A 23,047-nucleotide genomic window follows, 5' to 3' on the forward strand; every position below is an offset into this window, starting at 1 on the left:
TTATGATTTCAAACGGCTACAGGGGCCTTAATGGCAGGATGATAGTGATAATCGGTTACTAAAAAATCATCATACACATAATCAAATAGGGTTTTTGGCTTGCGCAAAATCTTTAATTGAGGGGCTAAATAAGGTTGCCTTGCAAGTTGACAATGCACTTGTTCAAGATGGTTACAATAAATATGACAATCACCCCCCGTCCAAATAAATTCTCCCACTTTTAAATGACATTGTTGTGCGATCATCTGTGTTAATAGTGCGTAGGAAGCGATATTAAAGGGAACTCCTAAAAAAGCATCTGCACTGCGTTGATAAAGCTGGCAAGAAAGTTGATCGTTCGCGACATAAAATTGAAATAATAAATGACACGGCGGTAAGGCCATTTTTTTCAGCTCACCCACATTCCACGCGCTGACAATGAGTCGTCGTGAATCAGGGTTGACATTTATTTGCTGAATAAGCGTGCTCAGCTGGTCAATGCTTTGATCGTTTGTTGTTGGCCACGATCGCCATTGTTTACCGTAAATGGGTCCTAAGTTTCCTTTCGAATCTGCCCATTCATCCCAAATGCTAACTTGATGCGCATTCAAATAATGAATGTTGGTATCCCCCCGTAAAAACCACAATAACTCATGGATAACACTTTTTAAATGTATTTTTTTTGTTGTCAGAAGGGGAAAACCTCGATTTAAATCAAAACGCATTTGATAGCCAAATGTACTCAATGTGCCGGTTCCCGTTCTATCTATTTTAGGTTGCCCTTTTTTAAGAATATGGTGTAAAAAATCTAAATAAACCCGCATCAAAATGACTCACTAAACGTTTTAACGCTTTAAATGTTAAAGTGTAACGTAAGGTTCATTAAAATTGAAGCGATCATCATTCTACGTTACACTATCGCTCGTAAAACGCGTAGTGCGACTCTTTAGAGTAAACTCATAAAATGCCTTGTTCTTGTTTTCTTTTGAAATAAATGCGAATTAATCTTTTTGGTGCAGGTTATGTCGGCTTGGTCACAGCAGCGTGTTTAGCTGAACATGGAAATAAAGTGCTTTGTATTGATATTGATCAAGAAAAAATAAAGCGTTTACAACAAGGTGAATGCCCTATTCATGAGCCTAATCTACCCAATTTACTCGATAAAAACTTACGTGCTGGGCGTCTTCATTTTAGCACTCATCCTGAAGATGGCATTCAACATGGTTTTTATCAGTTTATTACCGTGAATACGCCCCAAGACGAGGATGGGTCTGCTGATTTAAGTCACGTACTTAAGGTTGCAGAATGCATTGGTCAATTATTGGTTGAACCCAAATTAATTGTCAATAAGTCAACCGTACCCGTCGGTACTGCTCATAAAGTAAAAGCAATCATTCAAAATCAGCTTAATCAACGTGGACTCAAGATTCCTTTTTATGTTGCTTCGAATCCTGAATTTTTACGTGAAGGCGCTGCAGTAAATGATTTTATGCAATCGGATCGGATTATTGTTGGTACGGAAAATAAAGACGCTGAATTCCACCTGAGAAATCTTTATAGGCCTTTTAATCGTAACAATGATCGTTTAATTGCGATGGATATTCGTTCAGCTGAATTGACAAAATATGCGGCTAATGCTTTTTTAGCGACTAAAATTAGTTTTATCAATGAAATGAGTCAACTGGCAGAACGTTTAAACGCCGATATAGAACAGGTTCGTATTGGTATTGGTTCCGATCCACGGATTGGTTATCATTTTATCAATCCTGGATGTGGTTACGGTGGCTCTTGCTTTCCGAAAGACGTACTTGCTTTAGAAGCCACCGCAAAATCCGTGGATTACCATGCACGTTTGTTAAATGCTGTTCATCACGTTAATAATAACCAAAAAAAACTTTTATTTAATAAACTATCTCAGTATTTTCAACATAATCTACACGGGAAAACCATTGCCTTATGGGGTTTGGCGTTTAAGCCCAATACGGATGATATGCGTGAAGCCCCGAGCACCGTTTTTATCACTGCGGCCTTGGCTCAAGGAATGAAAATTCAAGCTTATGACCCCGTCGCAATGACTGAAGCCATGCGTTTATATGCCAAACACGATCATTTTAGCTGTAGCGCGAGTGCAGAAGATGCCTTAATAGAGGCCGATGCCTTAGTTATCGTCACCGAGTGGGACATCTTTTTTAATCCAAACTTCGAACTGATTAAAAAACGTCTAAAAGATCCGGTTATCTTTGATGGCAGAAATCTTTATGACCCCAATTATTTAAAACAATTAAAAATTAAATACTATAGTATTGGGCGTGGGGGGCATTAGATGAAAAAAATAAAAAAAATCACCAAAGCACTTTTTCCAGTAGCCGGTTTAGGAACTCGCTTTTTACCTGCTACCAAAGCAAGTCCTAAAGAAATGCTACCTATCGTTGACAAGCCACTCATTCAATATGCGGTAGAAGAAGCGATTGCTGCGGGAATTAATGAACTTATTTTTATAACCAGTAGCAGTAAACGAGCCATTGAAGATCATTTTGATTCCAATTATGAGCTCGAAACCAAACTCGCTAAAACCAATAAAAAAGAACTATTAGCTATCGTAAAAAATATTTTACCGGAAGGGGTGAGCTGTGTGTATTTACGCCAACCGGATACCTTGGGTTTAGGACATGCTATTTTATGCGCGCGTCCTCTTATTAATAATGATGCCTTTGCAGTGTTGCTTGCTGACGATTTAATTGATTCGAAAACGCCTTGTTTAAAGCAGATGCTTGCTATCTATCAGGAAAAACAAAATACTATTATTGCAGTCCAAGCTATTGCTCCTGAAGAGAGTGAACAATACGGTGTCATTGGTTATAACCTGAAAGAAGGTCCATTAAGTGAGGTTAATTCGATCATCGAAAAACCTCCTTACCAAAATGCCCCTTCTCATTTAGCAGTCGTCGGCCGTTACATCCTGACACCGACTATCTTTTCTTATCTCTCTAAAATCTCTTGTGGAAAAAATGATGAAATTCAACTGACAGATGCCATTGCTTGCCAGTTAAAAGACGAGAGGGTCTATGCGTGGGAGTTTGAAGGGACGCGATATGATTGCGGAAATAAACTAGGTTATCTAAAAGCAACCTTTGCTCACGCTTTAAAACATCCAGAAATTAAAGATTTATTTACCAATTACTTAAAAAACTTAAACACTATGTAAATAAAAAAAAACGAAGAACGATTATTCTTCGTTTTAAAATTTTTGCTATGAACGCATAATTTTTAATTTTTCGCCAGGCTTAAGGAAGTCGCTATCGAGCTTATTCCAAACTTGTATTTTCTTAACCGATACATGATACTGTTTCGCAATATCACTCAATGTATCGCCGGTTTTTACCAAATATATCTTCTGTGAATCGGACCTATCTTTCTTCTTATCTCCCAATGTCGCTACGTCTGATTGAGGCTGATTACTGACAAGTTGAATTGAACTATTCTTACTTGAACCTTTTGAAGCAGCCGCTAATTCCATTTTATACAACGCGACTCTATCAATCGGTAAAGCTAAGTGTTTAATCGAAGCCGAAGCATTTTTCACGCCCGGATTCAATTCCTTTAACGCTGCAACACTCATACCGGCTAATTTAGCCACATGCGTCAAACTCATGCTATTTACGTCAACTTGCGCTAAATAAGGTTTAGCACTCACCGGAGGTAAACTCACGCCATATTTAGCCGGATTTTTAACAATGGCCGCTAACGCCAATAGTCGCGGAATATAAGAACGTGTTTCTGAAGCCAATGGTAATGCCCAGAAATGCGTGTTTTTATCGCGCTCTGCATTATGGCGGATTGCGTTCTGTACGTTCCCCTCACCTGTATCATAAGCCGCTATGGCTAATAACCAGTCTCCACCAAAAAAGCTTTTTAAGTACGTCAGATAATTTAAAGCCGCATTCGTTGAGCTATAAATATCTCGACGACCATCAAAGCCTCTATCCTGATGAACACCATATCCTCGCGCCGTACTCGTCATTAACTGCCATAGACCTGCCGCACCTGAAGATGTGTTCGTCGCATTTGGATTATAGCCACTTTCAATAATAGGCAATAAAACCAATTCTGTCGGTAAATTACGAAGTCTTACCTGCGAATAGACATAGTAAATATAAGGTGCTGCTTGGTTTATCGCCTCTTTTAAATAGACAGGATTTTTAGCCAACCAGCGAATTTGCTTCTGGACCTGAGGCTGATTCTCCTCACGAGCAGATAATTGTAAATGCGCTCGAATGGGCGCCCAAAGTGTCCCTTTATCTAAGGCACCATAAAGCGCTTGAGCATTTCGAGGTGCTAAATGACTACTATTTTCAATCGATTTCGAAAATAAAGTCTGCTGGGCTTTATGGGCACCCTCATCTGTCCCATTTTCGTGGCCCATTCCTGCTGCTTTAGAATCTGGAAATTGGACACAAGCTGTAATACCTACTGCTAAAACAATCAGCACAGAAAGTAGTAATGTATAAATTTTAATCGTTTTATTAGTCATAAGGAGATCTTACGGGGGGCTTTTAGGCAGGTCAAGATAAAAGGCTTACAAGGGATCAATTAAAGTTAAATATTGTAAGTGTTTTAATTACATTTTAACGGGTTTTTAACTCTCTCAACTTCTTCTTTTTTTCATTGTTTTTTATGAAAAAAATGTCTTACCTGCCTTCGCTAAATATCTTCTTAGCAGACCACAACCTATGCGATAATACGCTCCATAAAATAACTTAGAACGTTGAATAAACGACTCGTCCTCTATAAACCTGGAATCACTTTTGGAAAAATATTATTTAGAGATAGAAAATCGTCGCATAGCCCACCTCATAACGCATTATGGGGGCCAACATTTACTATTATTGGGGCCCCATTTATTATTGGGCTTAACCGCGAGCCCCATCATTCATAAAATCGTCATCTCTTCAGAACCAAGGCAATTAACTGACAAAATAGACTACGCCTATTTAGAGAGCCAATATACTCACTTACCTTTTGCCAATGATAGCGTGAGTCTCATTCTAATGCCTCACACCTTAGATGTAAGAAAAAATACTGCCCAAGCAATACTGACTGAGGCTTGGCGCGTATTAATACCCAATGGACATCTCATTCTATTAGGCGTCAATCCTACGAGTTTGTGGGGGTTATATCGTTTATTTTCAATCACTAAAAAAAAACCTATTTTGGGCAAGCATTTTCATACCATCCAAACACTGTGCCAATGGATACACCACTTGGGAGGAGAAATTCAGCATATTGAAAGCTTTTTGTTTCGTCCTCCTTTATCAAGTCCACCGGGTTTATGGGTCTTTAAAAAACTAGCCTGGCTAGAACGATTATCACCTTGGCTTATTCCTTATATGGGAGGAATTTATTTGATCATTGCTGAGAAGCGTGTAAAACGCCTTAATGGCCTCGGCTTGGTTTGGCAATTCCCTCCCGTACTGAATAATAAACTCTTAGCGCCAAATGCGCGAGGACCACATCATGCTTAAAATACCAAAAATTGAAATTTTTACAGACGGTGCCTGTCGAGGAAATCCAGGTCCTGGAGCCTGGGCAGCGCTCTTACGATTTCAAGGGAAAGAAAAAACCCTCTCCGGTACAGAAGCCTCAACCACCAATAATCGCATGGAGCTGATGGCCGCTATCCAAGCCTTAATCGCTGTAAAAAAACCCTGTCGAATTATACTTTCTACCGATTCAAAATATGTCCAAAAAGGCATCACTGAATGGTTACCTCAATGGAAACGACGTGCTTGGCTGACGGCAAATAAAAAACCTGTTAAAAATTCTGATTTATGGAAAGAACTTGCTTTACAAGCCGAACGCCACCAAATCAGTTGGGAATGGGTAAAAGGACATAGCGGCCATCCAGAAAATGATCGTGTCGATTATTTAGCCAACGTTGCACTCGATAAGCTATTAGGATCATTTTAAAATGCGTAAAAATTTTTTATATATTATTGATCTCTCTAACAGGCATTAAGCACCGCTCGTCGGTACGCCAACGGGGCTTTTATTTCATCTTTAAATTCAACATACTCCCACGCATCGGCATTACTCAGTAGACGTCGTAATAATAAATTATTCAGTGCATGACCTGATTTGTAGCCGTTAAATGCCCCGATAAGGCTATGGCCTAATAAATACAGATCACCCACAGCATCCAGAATTTTATGGCGTACAAATTCATCCTCATAACGCAATCCATCTTCATTCAACACTCTATACTCATCGACGACCACTGCATTATCAAGACTTCCGCCCAACGCAAGTCGTACTGCACGTAATCTTTCATAATCTGCCATAAAACCGAATGTTCGTGCGCGACTCACTTCTTTAATATAGGACGTTGTCGAAAAATCAATACTTGCTTTTTGACTTCGATTTTGGAAAAGAGGGTGATTAAAATCAATTTCAAAGGAAACCTTAAAGCCATCAAAAGGTTCAAAAGCAGCCCATTTATCCCCTTCTGTCACTTTAATCGCTTGTTTAATTCGAATAAAACGTTTAGAAGCACTTTGTTCTTCTATTCCTGCTGACTGAATCAAAAAAATAAAAGGACCTGCGCTTCCATCCATAATAGGAATTTCAGATGCCGTAATATCAACATAGGCATTATCAATTCCCAAACCCGCCATAGCAGACATCAAATGTTCTATGGTCGCAACCCTAACCCCGTTTTTTAATAATGTCGTTTGTAAGGTAGTTTCTCCCACATGTTCAGCGCGAGCCTGCACTTCAACAATAGGATTAAAATCTATTCGTCGAAAAATAATTCCTGTGTTAATCGGTGCAGGTCTCAATGTTAAAATGGCTGTTTCACCACTATGCAATGTAATTCCTGCAGCTTTAATAACATTTTTTAATGTACGCTGTTTTAACGCGCGTACAACGTGAACTGAATTATTTTTTCTAGACACGCTTAAGAAACCTCTTCTTGTCGACGTAAAAAAGCCGGAATATCAAAATATTCAATATCAGTGGACGCATTCTCGCTGGTTGATCGCGTCGACGAAACGATACCTTGTTTACGCAATACAGTAGGACGTTCTAACTGATGATAGTCTAAGCTACCGTCAGCGGCCCTGACTAGATTTGAGTCTCCTGTTCCTTTGGGTATTCCTTGTGAAAAATTTCCGAGAAGACCTGTTATCACTATCGTTACACGTAATTCTTCACACATTTCAGGATCGATGACCGTACCAATAACAACATTGGCTTCTTCTGAAGTAAACTTTTTAATCACTTCACCCACTTCACCAAACTCTCGCATAGACAGATCCGGCCCTGCCGTGATATTAACGAGGACACCCCGTGCGCCCGCTAAATCGATATCTTCTAATAGAGGACTACCAATCGCTGCCTCTGCAGCTTGGCGGGCACGTTCAGAACCTGTCCCTATACCCGTTCCCATCATGGCCATGCCCATTTCTGACATCACTGTTTTAACGTCTGCAAAATCAACATTAATTAAGCCCGTACGCGTGATTAATGCAGCAATCCCTTTGACAGCGCCGAATAATACATCATTTACCGCTTTAAATGCATCTAAAAAACTAATATCTTTATCTAAAACACTCATTAATTTATTATTAGGAATCGTAATCAATGAATCAACATATTGACTCAGTTGTTTAATTCCCTCTTCAGCTAAGCGTAAACGCTTTTTACCTTCAATCTCAAACGGTTTAGTCACGACCGCAACGGTTAAAATTTTCATTTGTTTAGCGATTTCTGCGACAACGGGTGCAGCGCCTGTTCCTGTTCCTCCACCCATTCCTGCCGTTATAAAAACCATATTTGCACCTTCTAAAGCCGCTCGAATACGCTCGCGATCCGCTTCAGCGGCCAATCGACCGACTTCAGGATTTGCGCCGGCGCCTAAACCTTTGGTTATTTGTTGTCCTAATTGTAACAAACATTCTGCTGAAGAATTTCTCAATGCTTGAGCGTCCGTGTTCGCACAAATAAACTCAACGCCAGTAATATCCTGCGCCAACATATGCTCAAGTGCATTCCCGCCACCGCCACCCACACCAATCACTTTTATAACAGCGTTTTGAATCGGTGCATTGGAGGAATCAAATTCGTTGCTCATCGTTAACTCCTAAATTTCAATATCTTATTTAAAAATTTTCACATAACCAATTTTTTATACGTGCTATTTTCCTCGCAAATAAAACGTTAGGCTTTCGTTGCTCGCATTGTTGTTGATAACCATATAATAATAAACCGGTACTGGTCGCATACATACCATTGGTCGTTATTTCATCATTTCCAGTAATATGTTGTGGATGCCCTATTCTGACAGGCAACTTAAAAATTTTTTCCGCTAATTCGACACTGCCTTTTACGTTAGAAGCACCCCCTGTTAATACAACCCCTGCGGCAAGAAATTCTTCAAACCCACTACGACATAATTCTGTTTTCACTAAATGAAAAAGTTCTTCATAACGTGGACCCACAACTTCAGCGAGCGCACGCTTCGTCAGTGTCCGTCCGGGTCGATCGCCCACACCTGATATTTCAACTAATTCTTCTGCATGTGCCAACTCGGGTAATGCACATGCATGTTGTTTTTTAATCTGCTCAGCACTTTGTGTCGGTGTTCTTAATGCAACGGCAATATCATTGGTAACCTGATCACCTGCAATAGGAATAACGGAGGTAAAACGTATAGCCCCTTCAGTAAAAATAGCAATATCGGTTGTGCCCCCTCCGATGTCTATTAAACACACACCCAACTCTTTCTCATCTTCAGTTAAAACCGAATGGCTCGAAGCCAATTGTTCTAAAATTATTTCTGAAACTTCTAAACCACACCGCTGAATACACTTAATAATGTTTTGTGCTGCACTAACCGCACCGGTGACCATATGTACTTTCGCTTCTAACCGCACACCTGACATACCGATGGGCTCACGAATACCTTCTTGACTATCAATAATAAATTCCTGCGGTAAAATGTGTAATATTTTTTGATCAGCTGGAATAGCCACCGCTTTGGCGGCATCAATCACACGTTCAACGTCCACAGGAGTCACTTCTTGGTTTTGAATGGCCACGATACCATGAGAATTTAAACTTCGAATATGATTTCCAGCGATACCTGTATAAACACTACGCACTGGACATCCTGCCATTGATTCCGCTTCACCCACCGCTTGCTGAATTGAATCAACCGTTGCATCGATATTGACGACGACCCCTCGTTTTAATCCTAATGAAGGATAAATTCCCATACCAATAACTTCGATACCATTCGGTTTTACTTCACCCACCAGGGCATTCACTTTAGATGTACCAATATCTAATCCTACAATCAAATGCTTCACTGATTTCTTTGCCATATTATTTCACCTTCAATTAAATTCTCTAAAATTTTCAAATTTCGTCGTTTGATTTTTTGATTATTAGGGTAGAAACGGCGTCAACGTTATTTTTCTGAGCTGAAAATTGTACTCAGGCTGTCCGTAAATTAATCAATAACTTCCCTAAAAACTAAGAAATGTATTTTTTAAATTTTACGGCCATACCGTGGGCATAGCGAAGATCCACATAATCTACCATAGTTACTTTACTTGCAATAACATCAGAATAAACATCAACCAGCCGTTCTAATTCGCTATAAGGTTGATTTTGACTTAAATAAACGGATAATCCGTTACTTAATTTCAAATACCAATAGTGTTGATTGGCAAGTTTTAGCATTTTTATTTTTAAATTTAACGTTGCTAACATAGGTTTCATCGTGTTATAGATTTGCAATAAAAGCTTTTGCTGACCTAAAGGTGCTACAAAAACTGGCAAATCTAATCTGCTCAATGCTTCATTATCAGGAATAAAAACGTTACCCTTATCATCCAATATGCCATTACCAATAAAAGCGATGGGTTTTTTCGTTACAAAATTGACGGTTAATGTATTTGGCCAAAATCGTTTTAAAGTGACGCTCGCTATCCAGGGCTCATGTAAAATTTGCGCTTTCAAGCCCCGACTATCTAAGCGAAAAAACCCTCTCGCTAAAAAAGGTACAATAATTTGTTGAAGACGGTGTTGTTTAACATACGTTAAATCACCGCTAATTTTAATGTTTTTAATCGGAAAACAACTGGGATTCGATAATTTTTGCCAAAGTAAAATGAAACTTAATACAACAAGTACACTCAACGAAAATTTAAAAAACCATCCTTTTAAGGGCAAAAAAGAACTTAAACGAATCAATCTCGATTTATCGCGTTGCCGTTCATACCGTTGGTTTTCAATTACTTTCCCGTTTTTCACCATCGTCCAATTATCAGAAATACATGAAATCAAAAGGGATGATAATCTATATCATGTGTTTCTGCCAGTTTTGCTCATTTGAGCTTAGTGCACTCTTCCGTATTTAAATCCCATTAAGCGGCTTTGAAAAAACAACCCTCTATCCGTTACTATCAGGAAGTTATTAAGATTTCCCATCTTAACCAAAAAGAATATGGTTCATACTCAACTTAATAGTGAATACGGATAGATTCTTCACCAAATCTTTCGCGTAGTGCTTTTAATAAATCATCATGAGGTTTCACTTTCCACGTGTCACCTAAACTTAAAAAAACTTGTGTTTTAAGTTCAGGATGATAATAGGCAATGCAGGTAGGACAAGGTCCTGGACAAAAATTAATCATTATTTTTTTTAAATCATCCAATAATAAGGGATTAACATGCGGTTTAGAAAATTTAATGATTACGTTTTTTGCATGACTTGCACGTGCTTCGTTAATATCTAAAATTTTTTTCCCTAAAATCCGCATATTTTTAGTATATTCATCCTGTTGAACCTCTCCTTCAATGATGAGTAGTTTATCTTTACTCAGCTTATCACGATATTGAGCATAACCCTCATTAAATAAGGTGACTTCTAAACGTCCGTTTGTATCCTCTAACGTCAGAATTGCCATTCTATCGCCCCGTTTTGTCCATAATGAACGAATATTCAAAACCCAACCTGCAATGGTAATCGTATGACCGGACTTAATCATTGACTCACGTAAAGACGACGTAATAAAGTGCGGCAATTCATTCGAATAATTTTCTATTGGATGACCGCTTAAATAAAAACCTAACGCGTCTTTTTCCGCTTGTAATCGTTCTAATTTTGGCCAATCTTTCTGATGCGTCATTTGATTTGAATGAGAAACCATCTCTAATCCAAAAAAATCTTTTTGACCCGAACTTTTTGTTAATGATTTCTGTATGGCGGCTTGTAAGGCCGCCTCAACATTTTCTAAAAGAGTAGCACGATTGAGTCCAAAACTATCTAAACTCCCTGAACAAATTAAAGCGTCTATCCCTCTTCGGTTTAATTTTTGAAAATCAACGCGTTGACACAAGTCAAATAAATCACGAAATGCATCTTGTTGACGTTGCTCTATTAACATTTCTATTGCGCCAAGACCTAAACCTTTGATAGCACCTAAACCGTATCGAATGGCGCCTGTATCATCATCTACCGTAAATTTGTATTCGCTACAGTTAATATCCGGCGGTAAAATGGGTAAATTCATAGCGCGGCATTCATCAAGAAAGATCACTACTTTGTCGGTATGATCCATGTCGGATGATAAAACTGCCGCCATAAATTCTGCAGCGTAATGTGTTTTTAACCATGCAGTCTGGTAGGAAACTAACGCATAGGCAACAGAATGGGATTTATTAAATCCATAATCTGCAAATTTTTCCATTAAATCAAAGATCTGATTCGCTAAAGAACGTTCAATTCCTTCCTGTTCTGCTCCTTTCATAAAAATCGTTCTTTGTTGCGCCATTTCTTCTGATTTTTTCTTACCCATGGCACGACGTAACAAATCTGCAGCACCTAATGTATAACCTGCTAATACTTGTGCAATTTGCATGACTTGTTCTTGGTACAAAATAATTCCATAAGTAGAACTTAGTATCGGCTCTAAAAGAGGATGAGCATATTGAACGTGAGCACGTCCATGTTTACGATTAATAAAATCATCCACCATCCCAGACTGCAAGGGGCCTGGACGAAATAAAGCAACTAAGGCAACAATTTCATCAAAACTGTCTGGACACAACCGTTTTATTAAATCACGCATTCCTCGCGATTCGAGTTGGAAGATAGCCGTCGTTTTACATGCCTTTAATAAATCAAACGTTTTAACATCATCCAGAGGAATCGTTCCAATATCCAGTAACTCCTCTTCGGGTTTCTTTTTTTTATTAATCGCTTGTACGACCCAATCGATTATGGTTAACGTCCGCAGGCCTAGAAAATCAAACTTTACTAAGCCCACTTTTTCAATATCGTCCTTATCAAATTGAGTAATACAATGCGTTCCTCCCCGCTCACAATAAAGGGGTGTAAAATCTACCAATTGAGAAGGTGCAATCACGACCCCACCGGCATGTTTTCCGACATTGCGTACCAATCCTTCTAATTTTTTGGCTAAATCGATCAGTATTTTTATTTCATCTTCATTTTCATATCGCGTTTTTAACTCATCCTCTTGAGTGAGCGCTTTTTCAAGCGTAATCCCTAATTCAAAAGGGATTAATTTAGCAATTTTATCCACCATACCATAGGGATAACCTAACACTCGCCCGACATCTCGAACGACAGCACGGGCTGCCATACTTCCGTACGTGATAATTTGTGAAACGGCATTACGCCCATAACGTGTAGTTACATAGTCGATGACCCTATCCCGTCCTTCCATACAAAAATCAATATCAAAATCCGGCATAGAAATACGTTCTGGATTTAAAAACCGCTCAAAAAGTAAATCATATCGTAGCGGATCTAAACCGGTAATTTGTAGTACGTAAGCGACTAAAGAGCCGGCTCCAGAGCCCCGACCAGGACCCACAGGAATTTTGTTTTTTTTGGCCCAGCGAATAAAATCAGCAACAATAAGAAAGTAACTTGCAAAGCCCATCGAATTAATCACTTGAAGCTCAGAATGTAGGCGATCAAAATAAATTTTTTCAAATGCTTTGAAAGTCTGTGGTGAAGTCAACTTTTCAATCGGCTGGAATTCTTTATTTTTCGTCTGCGATACACGTAAAAAAGATTGAGAACCTAAATATCGCGTTAAACCGGATTGCGCCTCTTGGGTTAATAACTTTTCTGCGCTCATTCCCTCTGGAATAGGGAAATTAGGTAAAAAAGAAGCACCCAGTTCAATTTCGAGATTACACCGTTTGGCTATTTCAACTGAATTACTGAGTGCTGAGGGGATATCCGCGAATAAAACAACCATTTCTTCCATCGAACGAAGATATTGCTGATTGGTGTAAAACTTGAGCCGTTTAGGATCATTTAAGAGATAACCATTATTGATACACACTTTAGCTTCATGCGCTTCAAAATCTTCAGGAACAAGAAAGCATACCTCATTCGTTGCAACCACCGGAACATTGAAGCTTGCCGCTAAACCGACACTTAATTCAATATATTCTTCCTCTAAAGGGCGACCTAATCGTTGTACCTGTAAATAAAAACGATTCGGAAATAAACGGAGCCAGAATTGCAAATAGTCTACCGCTAATGACTTGTTTTTTTTCATTAAGCAAGACACAATATCGCCTTCTCTTGCGCCTGATAATGCAATTAAACCCTCTGAATAAATAGAAAACCAATCCTTTTGAAGAAGCGGTTGTCCTTCTTTTGCATTCTCGAGATAAGATTTTGAAATTAACTGTATTAAGTTCCGATAGCCTCGCAGGTTTTGACACAGTAAAATGAGTTGATATTCTTGGCCCTCTTGGTCATCTTTTACCCGGCATTCAGCACCGATGATAGGTTTAATCCCTTTTTTAATCGCCGCTTGATAAAATTTAATCGTTGCAAATAAATTGGATAAATCTGTTACCGCGAGTGCCGGCATAGATAGCTCGCACGCCTTATCGACAAGCTTTTCAATACGGATCAAACCGTCCACCAAAGAATACTCTGAGTGAAGGTGCAGGTGAATAAAGGATGACATAACTCTACATACTCGAATTGCCGTCTATTATATTGCTTAACCAATCCATGTTGATGTAAATCTATGGATTACTTCGATAGTTGACGAACACTACTTTCGCGTAACACAACCCCTGTGTTCTCATTGATGAGTCTTGTATTTTGCCATAATTTTTTTGAAAAGAAAGCTTGCAGGAAATGACTTATCGTAAAAAACGAAAATATTTTGGCTGTTTAATCGTTTTGTTCAGATTCTATTGCGTGGTATGTTTCATTTAACGTGTTAATCAGAAAAGGATAAAATGTATCTACTTCTTGTGTTTTATTTGCTAAATAACTCCGTAAAAAATTTTTACACACATAGTTTAACCGAATCGCCCCTGCATAACAGGCCCCGCCTTTTATTTTATGTACTATCGTTTCAAACGTTTCCCAATTCTTTCGCTCATAATTCTTTTCTAGTTTTTGGATGTAATCCTTGATAGAAAGTTTAAACATTTCAATAATTTCGTTCAATAAATCGAGGTTGCCATTTAGATTTTCAAGTGCAATGCCTTTATCGTAGATTGGGTATGAATGAATAATATCCAAAAAATTATCCTTTTTTGTGATTGGATCATTTTCTTCGTTATATTCAGAATTCCTTGATTGTAATTGCTCTCTAAAATTTAATTCTAAATCGTTAATTTTTTTTATTTTAAAATATTTATCTAATTTTTTTATTTTTTCTTTCGTCAATGGTTTTAGCCATATTTCATTGATTCCCGCTGCTAAACATTCTTCTTTAACTTTTTCTTTTCCATACGCCGTTAAAGAAATAATGGGCACCATTGGCTTTTTATTGATTCGTTCCCAATAGCGATATAAAACAGCAATTTCATTCCCACGAAGACCCGGCAATCCCAAATCCGTAATAATCAAATCAAACGCGTGGTTTTTTGCGAAAGCGATGGTTTCTTGCAGCGTAGAAATGACCGTTAAGTTATACCCCGCCTGAGCAAACAATTCTTTTGAAAATTTAATGGTTAAATGATCGTCTTCAATCAGTAAAATATTTTTTTTAATTTCCTGTTCTGTTTCCTTAAACTTTTTAATTTCAAATAATTTTTTATTATCTAAAAAAACAAAAGGTTGTACATTTTTAGTTTTATTTTTAACTTTTAAACGTTGGTTGTGAGGAGCTAATTTCATCAATAAAGTAAAGAAAAAACTTGTACCCGCGCCCATTTGACTTTTAACGTGTATTTCACCACCCAATAATCTAACAAATTTTTTTACCGTATAAAGGCCTATACCATAACCACTCGATTCAGTGCTTTTTTTGTGACTCGGCTCTATCCGAAAAAAAGGATCAAAAATTGATGTCAATTGCTCTGGGGGGATGCCTATGCCCGTATCAGTCACCATGAATTCTATATAGGTTCCCTCTAATTGCCGCGGTAAGTTCAATTCTTTAATGCTAATCGTTACTTTTCCTTTTTCAGTAAATTTAATCGCATTGGTTGCCAAATTGAGTAGAATTCGCTCTAATTTACTTTGATCGCTTGCAATATTCCCTGTAAAAGAAACATCTACATTGAGCTGCAATGTCAGTCCTTTACTTTTTATTGATGGCAATAATAATTTTTGTAACGATTCTGCTAATTCTTGAATAGAAAAATTATCAATTTTAAGTTGTAAATCACTCGCGTTTTCTAATGAAGCAACATCCAGTATATTCGTCAGTAACCTTAATAACTGATTACTGGCATTACCTATCATCAATAAATCATTTTTGTCCTCAAGTACGTTTAAACGTTGTTGAAGTATTTTTGATAAACCAATAATCCCCGCTAAAGGTGTGCGTATATCATGACTCATACTCGCAAGAAACTTAGTTTTTGCTTGATTAGCGGTTTCGGCTAATAATTTTGATTTCTTCAATTTTTTTTGAGTTTTTTTAAGTTCTGTAATATCAATTGAAACCCCTAGAACGCCTATAATCTCACCAGACTTTGATTTTAACGGTGATTTTTGAGTCAAAAAAGTATGTGTTTTTCCATCCGATAGCATACCCTTTTCTTCAAAACTAACCATTTGGTCGTGTTGCATAACAAACCGATCATTTTCATGAACCTGTTCTGCAAATTCCTTCCAAACAAAATCATAATCTGATTTACCGATCACTTCCTTATAATCCGAAAATCCGGTTAATTCTGTGTGTAATTTACTTCCGCCTAAAATAATACTATTTTGATCTTTCCAATAGATACTTGCAGGTATATTTTCAATGATATTATTTAAATAGACGGTTAACTTCTCATTTTTATCGAATAAATATTGGTTAACATCGCGAGATTGAGGATAAATTTCACTAAAAATTGTAATCGTTTCTTTTTTTGAATGCGGTGTTCTACATTGAATCAGTATCGGTTCTTCATACGCATTAACGCATTTTTGACACACCGAAGAAAAATCCTGATCGTGACTTTGGATACTTTTATTAAGCAACTCATTCACTATTCTCAAATAATCACCTAAAAAAAAATTTGCTATCGGCTTATCCACAAATTCTGATAAAGAATCTATTTTCAATGCTGATCGGAAATGTTGGTTTCCTCCGCTAAATGTTTTTTTTCGGTTATCTATCCAGTAGATCGAAAAAGGTAATGCATCGAGGATACGTTGAAAATTCATTATTAATATCCAAAAAATTTAAAAAATAGTGTAGTCGTTACCTGCGTAACGACTGAACAGAATAGTTGATTAAATGATTCATTTCTTTTTTTAAGAAAAGATTGTTATTCTTAACCTCCTTCTTTAACGGATTAGGCTTAGAAATTTTATCAATAAAATCGGCAATAGAACTCGCCAACTCCACTAATCCCTCTTTTCTGTCGAGAAAATTAAAATGATTGCCGGTAACCAGTTTTGTGTCAAATAATTCTTTTTTTATAAAATTTTCGAGAAAATTAGAGTGCGTTTTTTTCTCCATCTCATTAAATTTCTCCACATCAGTCGCCTTCAACAAACGAACAGGGGTCGAGGATAATTGATCGGGTGTAAATCGAAAACCAATGTCTTGATAATGTTCACATTGCCTATTCATAACATCAGTTAACTCTTTTATATTTCCAAGTTTACACGTTTCATTGACCTGTTGTATGACTTCCCTACAATATTCTATGACATCCTTTCGCAATCTTTCTTTAAGTTTTTCATCCGCACAGGAAACAACCCACGTATCAAACAAAATAACGCCTAAACAATTCCGTTTTTGTTTTTCCAATTTCGCTGCCATCTCTAAAGCAATCATTCCTCCGAAAGAATACCCTGCTATCATGTAAGGGACATCCATTTTTCTATCTATCCATTCTAAATATAATGTAGCCATCTGTTTAATGGTTAACGATTTAACAGTCCGATCCATAATAATGGGGTCTTCAATTCCATAACAGGCATTTGACAAATTAATTTCTTCTAAAGCGTTTATTAATTGATTAAAGCAAAATAAACCTCCGCCTGCTGGATGAATAAAAATAATAGGGGGAGTCTCAAAACTTCCCGTTTTTAATTGTTTTAATCCATTTATTACCTCATATTCAGATAAATCGTTGAGTTCTAAATAGTTATTTAAGGATCGTGGCGTAGGATTTCTTCGCAAAATATCAAAAGAAATCTTTTTGTTAAGCGATTGCTCAATTTCCGCGATTAATTGTATGGCTTGAATGGAGGTTCCACCCGAATAAAAAAAGTTATCTTCTACCCCCATATTGACACCGATTAAAACATTTTGAAACGCCTGTAATAATTTTAATTCGTTTTCGATTAAACACGTTGACAACTCTTTCTCTTCATTCAATTCTAAATGAGAACTTAATAACATACGCTTATCTAACTTTCCATTACGCGTTATTGGAAAAAATTCAACTTCTTGATAGCATGATGGCAGCATAAAATGTGGTAATTTCTTGCTCAAAAATTGGATTAAATGATTTTTTTTCAAGACAGGAAATTTTTTGTTTCGTATAAAAAAGGCTTTCAATAATTTTTTCTCTGGGAGTTCCAAAACGACCGCTTGTTTTATTGCAGGATGCCCGATTAAAACATGTTCAATTTCAGATAGCGATACAAAATAACCTTGCTTTTTTATATTTTTATCATTTATTCGACGTTCAAAAATCAACTGTTCTTGATTCTGAACCACTCCCCATTTCACTAAATCACCCGAATTATATAATTTACTAGAGGAATAGTTTTGTTTAGATAAGAATTTTTCCTGTAATGTTGGTCGATTGAAATAATCACCTACACCCTTTCCCCCGATAAATAAAAGGCCTATTCCGCCCATTGGAACAAATTGGTTAAATGGGGATAACACATAAACTTCCGTATTGTTGACGGGTCTTCCTATCGGTAATTGGCTATAATTTTTTATAATTTCATCATGAATAGTACACGTTGACGTAAAAATACCTGTTTCAGTTGGACCATACGCCTCAACAATATTCACTTTAACATCAGGGCAGTTCCGTATACGGACGACTGCTTTTTTATCGACGACATCTCCACCGGTAATTAAATAGTTTACGTTTCTAAAAATAGAAGGATCCATGTAAGCATACTGATGAAATAATGCGACAGTAAACCACATAATCGTAATTTTTTTATCGATTAATTCCTTTTTAAAAATTTTTGGATCTAAAAAAGTTTTTTTATCGAAAATAACTAAACAAGCGCCATTATTCCACGCCAGCCAACATTCAAGCTGTGCGGCATCAAACGCATGATTTGCGGTCTGTGAAATATTATCATTCGCACTGACTTCTAAATAATGAGGCGATTCAACCAATCGTAAAATAGCTTTCTGTTTTATGACGACTCCTTTTGGAACGCCGGTAGAACCCGACGTATAAACGATACAGGCCTCTTTATTTTCTTTCACGAAAGGTAATGGAGGCAAATCAGTTATATTATCCTCCCATTGAGACGCATCCATCTGATAAACTTGAATCGGCGTACCTGATAAACGTTTAAGTAGCTGTTCCAATAAATCTTTCGTCCCCGCGTCTATAACGAGAAAATTAATTTTTGCGTCATTAATAATTAATAGAAGACGATCGATCGGATCCTCTTTAGAAAGCGGAACAAAAATTGCTCCGATTTTCAACGTTGCTAATTCCGCTATAAAAAATAAATGATTAGCTTCCAGAAATATTCCTACAAAATCGGCTTTTTTTACTCCATTTTTAATTAACGCATGCGCAACTTGCGTTGATTGATTATCAATATCTCGATAACTTCGACGATGCTTATCATAACAAAGCGCATTATTATTCGGGTATTTTTCAACAGTTTTCTGAAATTTCCGAACTAAACTATCGTATTGATTGAGTCTAAAGAAATCAAGTTCCGGACCTCGGCTCAAAGTCATTAACTCACTTCGTTCTTCATCACAAACCACTGATATTTCTTTCAATTTGAGCCTTTGTAGTTCATAAAATGAAGTATTACACACCTGACTTACGACATATAGAAAATTTTTAGCAATGCGTTTTATAAAATCTGGGGTATACACCGCTTCGGCATATTCAATTGTCAACATAAATTTTTGCGGAGTGGGTTGAATAAACAGTGCAAATTTACCGAACCGGCAATATTCCCTCATATCTAAGAGCATGGACTGTTGAGGCACTATTAACTCAGCTACTTTATCCTTTAATCGTAACTGAGGTGTTTTATTGTTTTGAAAAATCAAGGCTATATTTTCTAATACATTAAAAAATCCTTTTTTTTGTAAAATTTTATCAATTTCCGCAAAAGGGTAATTTTGAAATTTTATTCTATTTAAAATATTTTTATGATTTTCTATAAGAAAATCACAAAAGGTTTGATTTTCGTTTAAATCAAAAACGTTAATCAGTAAATTCACAAAAAACCCGGGCGTATTAAGGAAAGGAGGTTCTCTTCCTGAAGCGGCACTCAGGATAGTTACGTTTTCGTTAAAGGTATAGTTTGCGATTAAAATACTAAATAAACTCATGAGTGTACTGTAAACAGTAACCCCATTCGAACTCGCTAACTGATTCAATTTTATAGAATCCTGCGACGACATTTCAAATTCATATCTTTTCGCTTTAAGTTCAGTCGCTCGTTTTGCATAAGCATCTATCGATTTGTTCGGAGGGATTTCTATAGCAAAATCGACCATAGAGAGCTGCTGCAACCAAAATTTTTTAGCTTCTTGTTGAAAACATGCATCTTCTATTTTTTTGTTATTGTGATCAATAAACGCTTGATAGGATACCGCTTTAGCTAATTTTAACTCAGTGGATCTGAAAGATGCATTATAAAATTTAGATAACACGTCTAACCAAACATTGACTGAAAATGCATCACAAATACAATGATGAATTTGAAAAAAAATAAAAAATTTTTTAGTAGATTCCACCTCAAAAACAGTCAAACCGATCAGTTCTTGCGAATTAATCATTGGCCATGGCGTACTATTTTTTTTCTGTATCGTAGAAATTAAGCCTGTTTCATCATCAATTTTTTCATAATTAAACTTAATTGTTCTGTATTGGGGTTTAATAATAGATTTTATTAATTTCCCCTTTTCCATCGAATAATAGTATCCAAAAACATCAAAAAAATGAATCATTTTCTGGTAAGCTGTTTTTAAACAATGAACATTTATTTCGTCAGTTTTTAAACAAAATGCCATTAAATATTTATTAATAGCACCTTCCTTCTGTTCCGCATGAAAAATTCGTTCTTCCTGAAAAGAAAAAGGTAACCTTGCGTTGTCTTCGTCATTTTTATTTTCTTTTTCAGTTATATCCCGTTTATTTTTTTTCTGATGAATATAATCTGTTAAAATCGATACTGTTGTTTCCGAACTCAGTAATAGTGCGTTATCTATGATTACTTTTTCATCATCATAGAGCGATGCGCTTAAATAAGTTGCCTGTAAAGAGGTTAATCCTAAATGAACTAAAGAAATATTTTCCGGAAAATCGTTTGTATGATGAGGGAGCAAAAATTTTAATTGAGCAATAATTTTTTCAGTCAAATTATCCATTGATTTAAATTTAGAACCAATAGAGAATTTTTCGACTAAGGGTTTAAGCGTTGCAGTCTCTTTTTCTAGTAAAGTTAAATAAGGTTTAGCATTCGTAATATCTTTTTCACTAATCCATCTTTGGTTCGAAATAGATTTACTCACTAAATTGGCTTTCATTGTTTTTTCAGCAAAGCAATAAGGGTCTAATTGAGCTAAAAAAGAAGTAGGAAACTCAAAAATTATTTCTTCGTGAAGCCTTTTGTCCAAATCTTTAGGTAAAAAACCGATTGACTTAAAGAGGCTTTTAAATCCAGTATGCATAAATGATTTTTCATTTAAATTTCTTAATAAAAATCGTATAGCCGCATTGGTATTCAACTCATCACATAGAATATCTACAAAGGTTTCCGCTAATTTGTTCACTTCCGTTTTTTTAAATTTTATTTTAATTTGATCCAATTTTTTTTCGCTTGCATAAAGCGCAATCTGTTTAATCAACGCATATTCCACTTCCAATCCCGTATTTCGGCAACTTAGAAAAAATCCATCGATTAATAAATGTCCGGTGTTCAGCTTACAAAGTGCTAACCCTGTTAGATCGCCCTGAATTAAATACGAATCATCTTCACGCGTTGATTCAGAAATATTTTTATATTCTATTGTCGCAATAAAACACGTTATGTGATCATTAACCAGTAAATATTCGATATCCATAGCTTCGTCCGATCGCTCTGAAAAAGGAAACAAATTAAATTGATTTATTTTTTTTGACATTTGTACAATTCTTTCTATTTCAGCTTTTTGACTTTTTTTGACTTGACTTATAATCAGAGGATTTTCTTTTTGCCGTTTTATTTTTAGTTTTTCAATAGTGTCGTTAAAATCAGCATTGTTAGTTAATATTTTTCGTTCTTTAAATAAGTTCAATCGTTCTTTATCCGTTTGTGTAATGGATGCATATTCATCCATATCAAAAGACCATATATGCGTATATTCTTTATAGGTTTGCGGCATCTGCACGCAAAGAATTTCTGGTAAAGTTTGTTTTACATCATTAATTTCTCTTTCGGAGTCATCAATAAACATCGCATTTTTTGCGTTAGATAAATTTAATTCGCGTAGGATTTCTAAAATATTGTTAGATTTGGTATCACGATTCACCTTTTGTAGGGTTAGGTCAGACATTTTCAGAATCATCTTATCTTCTTGCAATGAAAAAACTTTATTGACCGTTGCTTCTTCATTTTTGCTACATAAACAAATAAATACTCCATTTTTTTTCTGTCTGACTAAAAACGATTGTAAATCAAGATTATGCTTTTCAAATGCGACATTTTCTGGACCAATATCTCCTGCGACACCGGTCCATAACGTATTATCACAATCGACGATAATTACTTTGTAGGGCGTCTGTTGAATACAATGTAATTTCCGTGCTAAAACATTAGCCAGTGCGACATAAAACTCGAAACTATAGGGAATTCGAGTATCTGCAACCATCGGATTATAAAAGTTGGAAAGCGAGTACTGCGCATCAATTTCGGGAAATGATACGGTATGAATTTTATAATTCTGTAATTTTTCTAAGAAAAAAAATTCTAAAGATTTAATTTTTTCATTGTAAAAATCTTCTGGGCTTGGACATAATACAACGATCACTGTTTGTTTTTTATTTTTCTTTAATTTAGTAGTGCTTTCAATAAGTTTATTTAAATTTTCTTCTAAATAAATGGATTCCGTATCATTATTAAAATTTTTTAGATCAATTAATCTAAACAAAATGACAATTGGTTCATTTATTTCTTCACTGAAACATCGATTAATCCATATCAATAAATTAGTATCGGTGTATCTTAAATCGATCGTTTTTTCATAAAATTTTTCGAGTAAATAGTGAAGCGGGGATTTGAGATAATCTGCGGTAAACGTAGAAAAAATTAACATATTTATTCCATTTTTGTTGTAAAAATTCACGAATTGAAAATTATATTAGCATTTCCAACATATTAAAAGTATTT

At 36.2% G+C, this 23,047-nt stretch carries 13 protein-coding genes; 4 read left to right on the forward strand and 9 right to left on the reverse strand.

The window, feature by feature from the left end; translation table 11 throughout:
• Window positions 1-8: 8 nt before the first annotated feature.
• Window positions 9-803, reverse strand: coding sequence for a thymidylate synthase (locus RICGR_RS05255; protein WP_006035562.1), 795 nt, complete (start codon window positions 801-803; stop codon window positions 9-11).
• A 170-nt stretch (window positions 804-973) separates the two neighbouring features.
• Between RICGR_RS05255 and RICGR_RS05260 the strand changes: the two genes are divergently transcribed.
• Together RICGR_RS05260 and galU are read left to right on the forward strand one after the other, a co-directional pair.
• Window positions 974-2,302 carry a UDP-glucose dehydrogenase family protein gene (locus RICGR_RS05260; protein ID WP_006035110.1) on the forward strand — a complete coding sequence of 443 codons (1,329 nt, stop codon included), beginning with the start codon at window positions 974-976 and terminating at the stop codon, window positions 2,300-2,302.
• Window positions 2,303-3,184 (forward strand): UTP--glucose-1-phosphate uridylyltransferase GalU, encoded by an 882-nt coding sequence (gene galU / locus RICGR_RS05265; RefSeq protein WP_006035723.1) that lies wholly within the window; start codon window positions 2,303-2,305, stop codon window positions 3,182-3,184.
• A gap of 45 nt (window positions 3,185-3,229) precedes the next feature.
• Here galU and RICGR_RS05270 read toward each other — a convergent pair whose 3' ends face one another.
• Window positions 3,230-4,510, reverse strand: a complete 1,281-nt coding sequence (locus tag RICGR_RS05270) for a transglycosylase SLT domain-containing protein (protein WP_006035781.1) — start codon at window positions 4,508-4,510, stop codon at window positions 3,230-3,232.
• Between the two features lie 274 nt (window positions 4,511-4,784).
• Between RICGR_RS05270 and RICGR_RS07520 the strand changes: the two genes are divergently transcribed.
• Window positions 4,785-5,501, forward strand: coding sequence for a class I SAM-dependent methyltransferase (locus tag RICGR_RS07520; RefSeq protein ID WP_006035247.1), 717 nt, complete (start codon window positions 4,785-4,787; stop codon window positions 5,499-5,501).
• On the forward strand, window positions 5,494-5,946 hold the full coding sequence (gene rnhA, locus RICGR_RS05280; protein ID WP_006034799.1) for a ribonuclease HI: 453 nt from the start codon (window positions 5,494-5,496) through the stop codon (window positions 5,944-5,946). The genes RICGR_RS07520 and rnhA overlap by 8 nt, the downstream gene beginning before the upstream one ends.
• Window positions 5,947-5,981: 35 nt before the next feature.
• Here rnhA and lpxC read toward each other — a convergent pair whose 3' ends face one another.
• The 7 genes from lpxC to RICGR_RS05315 all read right to left on the reverse strand — a co-directional run bounded on the left by lpxC (window position 5,982) and on the right by RICGR_RS05315 (window position 22,973).
• The gene (gene lpxC, locus RICGR_RS05285; RefSeq protein WP_006035635.1) at window positions 5,982-6,932 is read right to left on the reverse strand and encodes a UDP-3-O-acyl-N-acetylglucosamine deacetylase; all 951 of its coding nucleotides are present in this window, start codon (window positions 6,930-6,932) and stop codon (window positions 5,982-5,984) included.
• Window positions 6,933-6,934: 2 nt separating this feature from the next.
• Window positions 6,935-8,110: a cell division protein FtsZ gene (gene ftsZ, locus RICGR_RS05290; protein ID WP_006034861.1), complete on the reverse strand. Its 1,176-nt coding sequence runs from the start codon at window positions 8,108-8,110 to the stop codon at window positions 6,935-6,937.
• Window positions 8,111-8,138: 28 nt separating this feature from the next.
• A complete protein-coding gene (gene ftsA, locus RICGR_RS05295; RefSeq protein WP_006035410.1) occupies window positions 8,139-9,362 on the reverse strand; it encodes a cell division protein FtsA in 1,224 nt (407 codons plus the stop codon).
• Between the two features lie 151 nt (window positions 9,363-9,513).
• The gene (locus RICGR_RS05300; protein ID WP_006034993.1) at window positions 9,514-10,299 is read right to left on the reverse strand and encodes a cell division protein FtsQ/DivIB; all 786 of its coding nucleotides are present in this window, start codon (window positions 10,297-10,299) and stop codon (window positions 9,514-9,516) included.
• Between the two features lie 206 nt (window positions 10,300-10,505).
• A complete protein-coding gene (gene dnaE, locus RICGR_RS05305) occupies window positions 10,506-14,006 on the reverse strand; it encodes a DNA polymerase III subunit alpha (RefSeq protein ID WP_006035290.1) in 3,501 nt (1,166 codons plus the stop codon).
• Window positions 14,007-14,218: 212 nt separating this feature from the next.
• Window positions 14,219-16,660, reverse strand: coding sequence for an ATP-binding protein (locus RICGR_RS05310; RefSeq protein ID WP_006035894.1), 2,442 nt, complete (start codon window positions 16,658-16,660; stop codon window positions 14,219-14,221).
• Window positions 16,661-16,697: 37 nt separating this feature from the next.
• The gene (locus tag RICGR_RS05315; protein ID WP_006035721.1) at window positions 16,698-22,973 is read right to left on the reverse strand and encodes an HAD-IIIC family phosphatase; all 6,276 of its coding nucleotides are present in this window, start codon (window positions 22,971-22,973) and stop codon (window positions 16,698-16,700) included.
• Between the last annotated feature and the right edge of the window lie 74 nt (window positions 22,974-23,047).

This window comes from Rickettsiella grylli, from assembly GCF_000168295.1.
GTDB lineage: Bacteria > Pseudomonadota > Gammaproteobacteria > Diplorickettsiales > Diplorickettsiaceae > Aquirickettsiella > Aquirickettsiella grylli.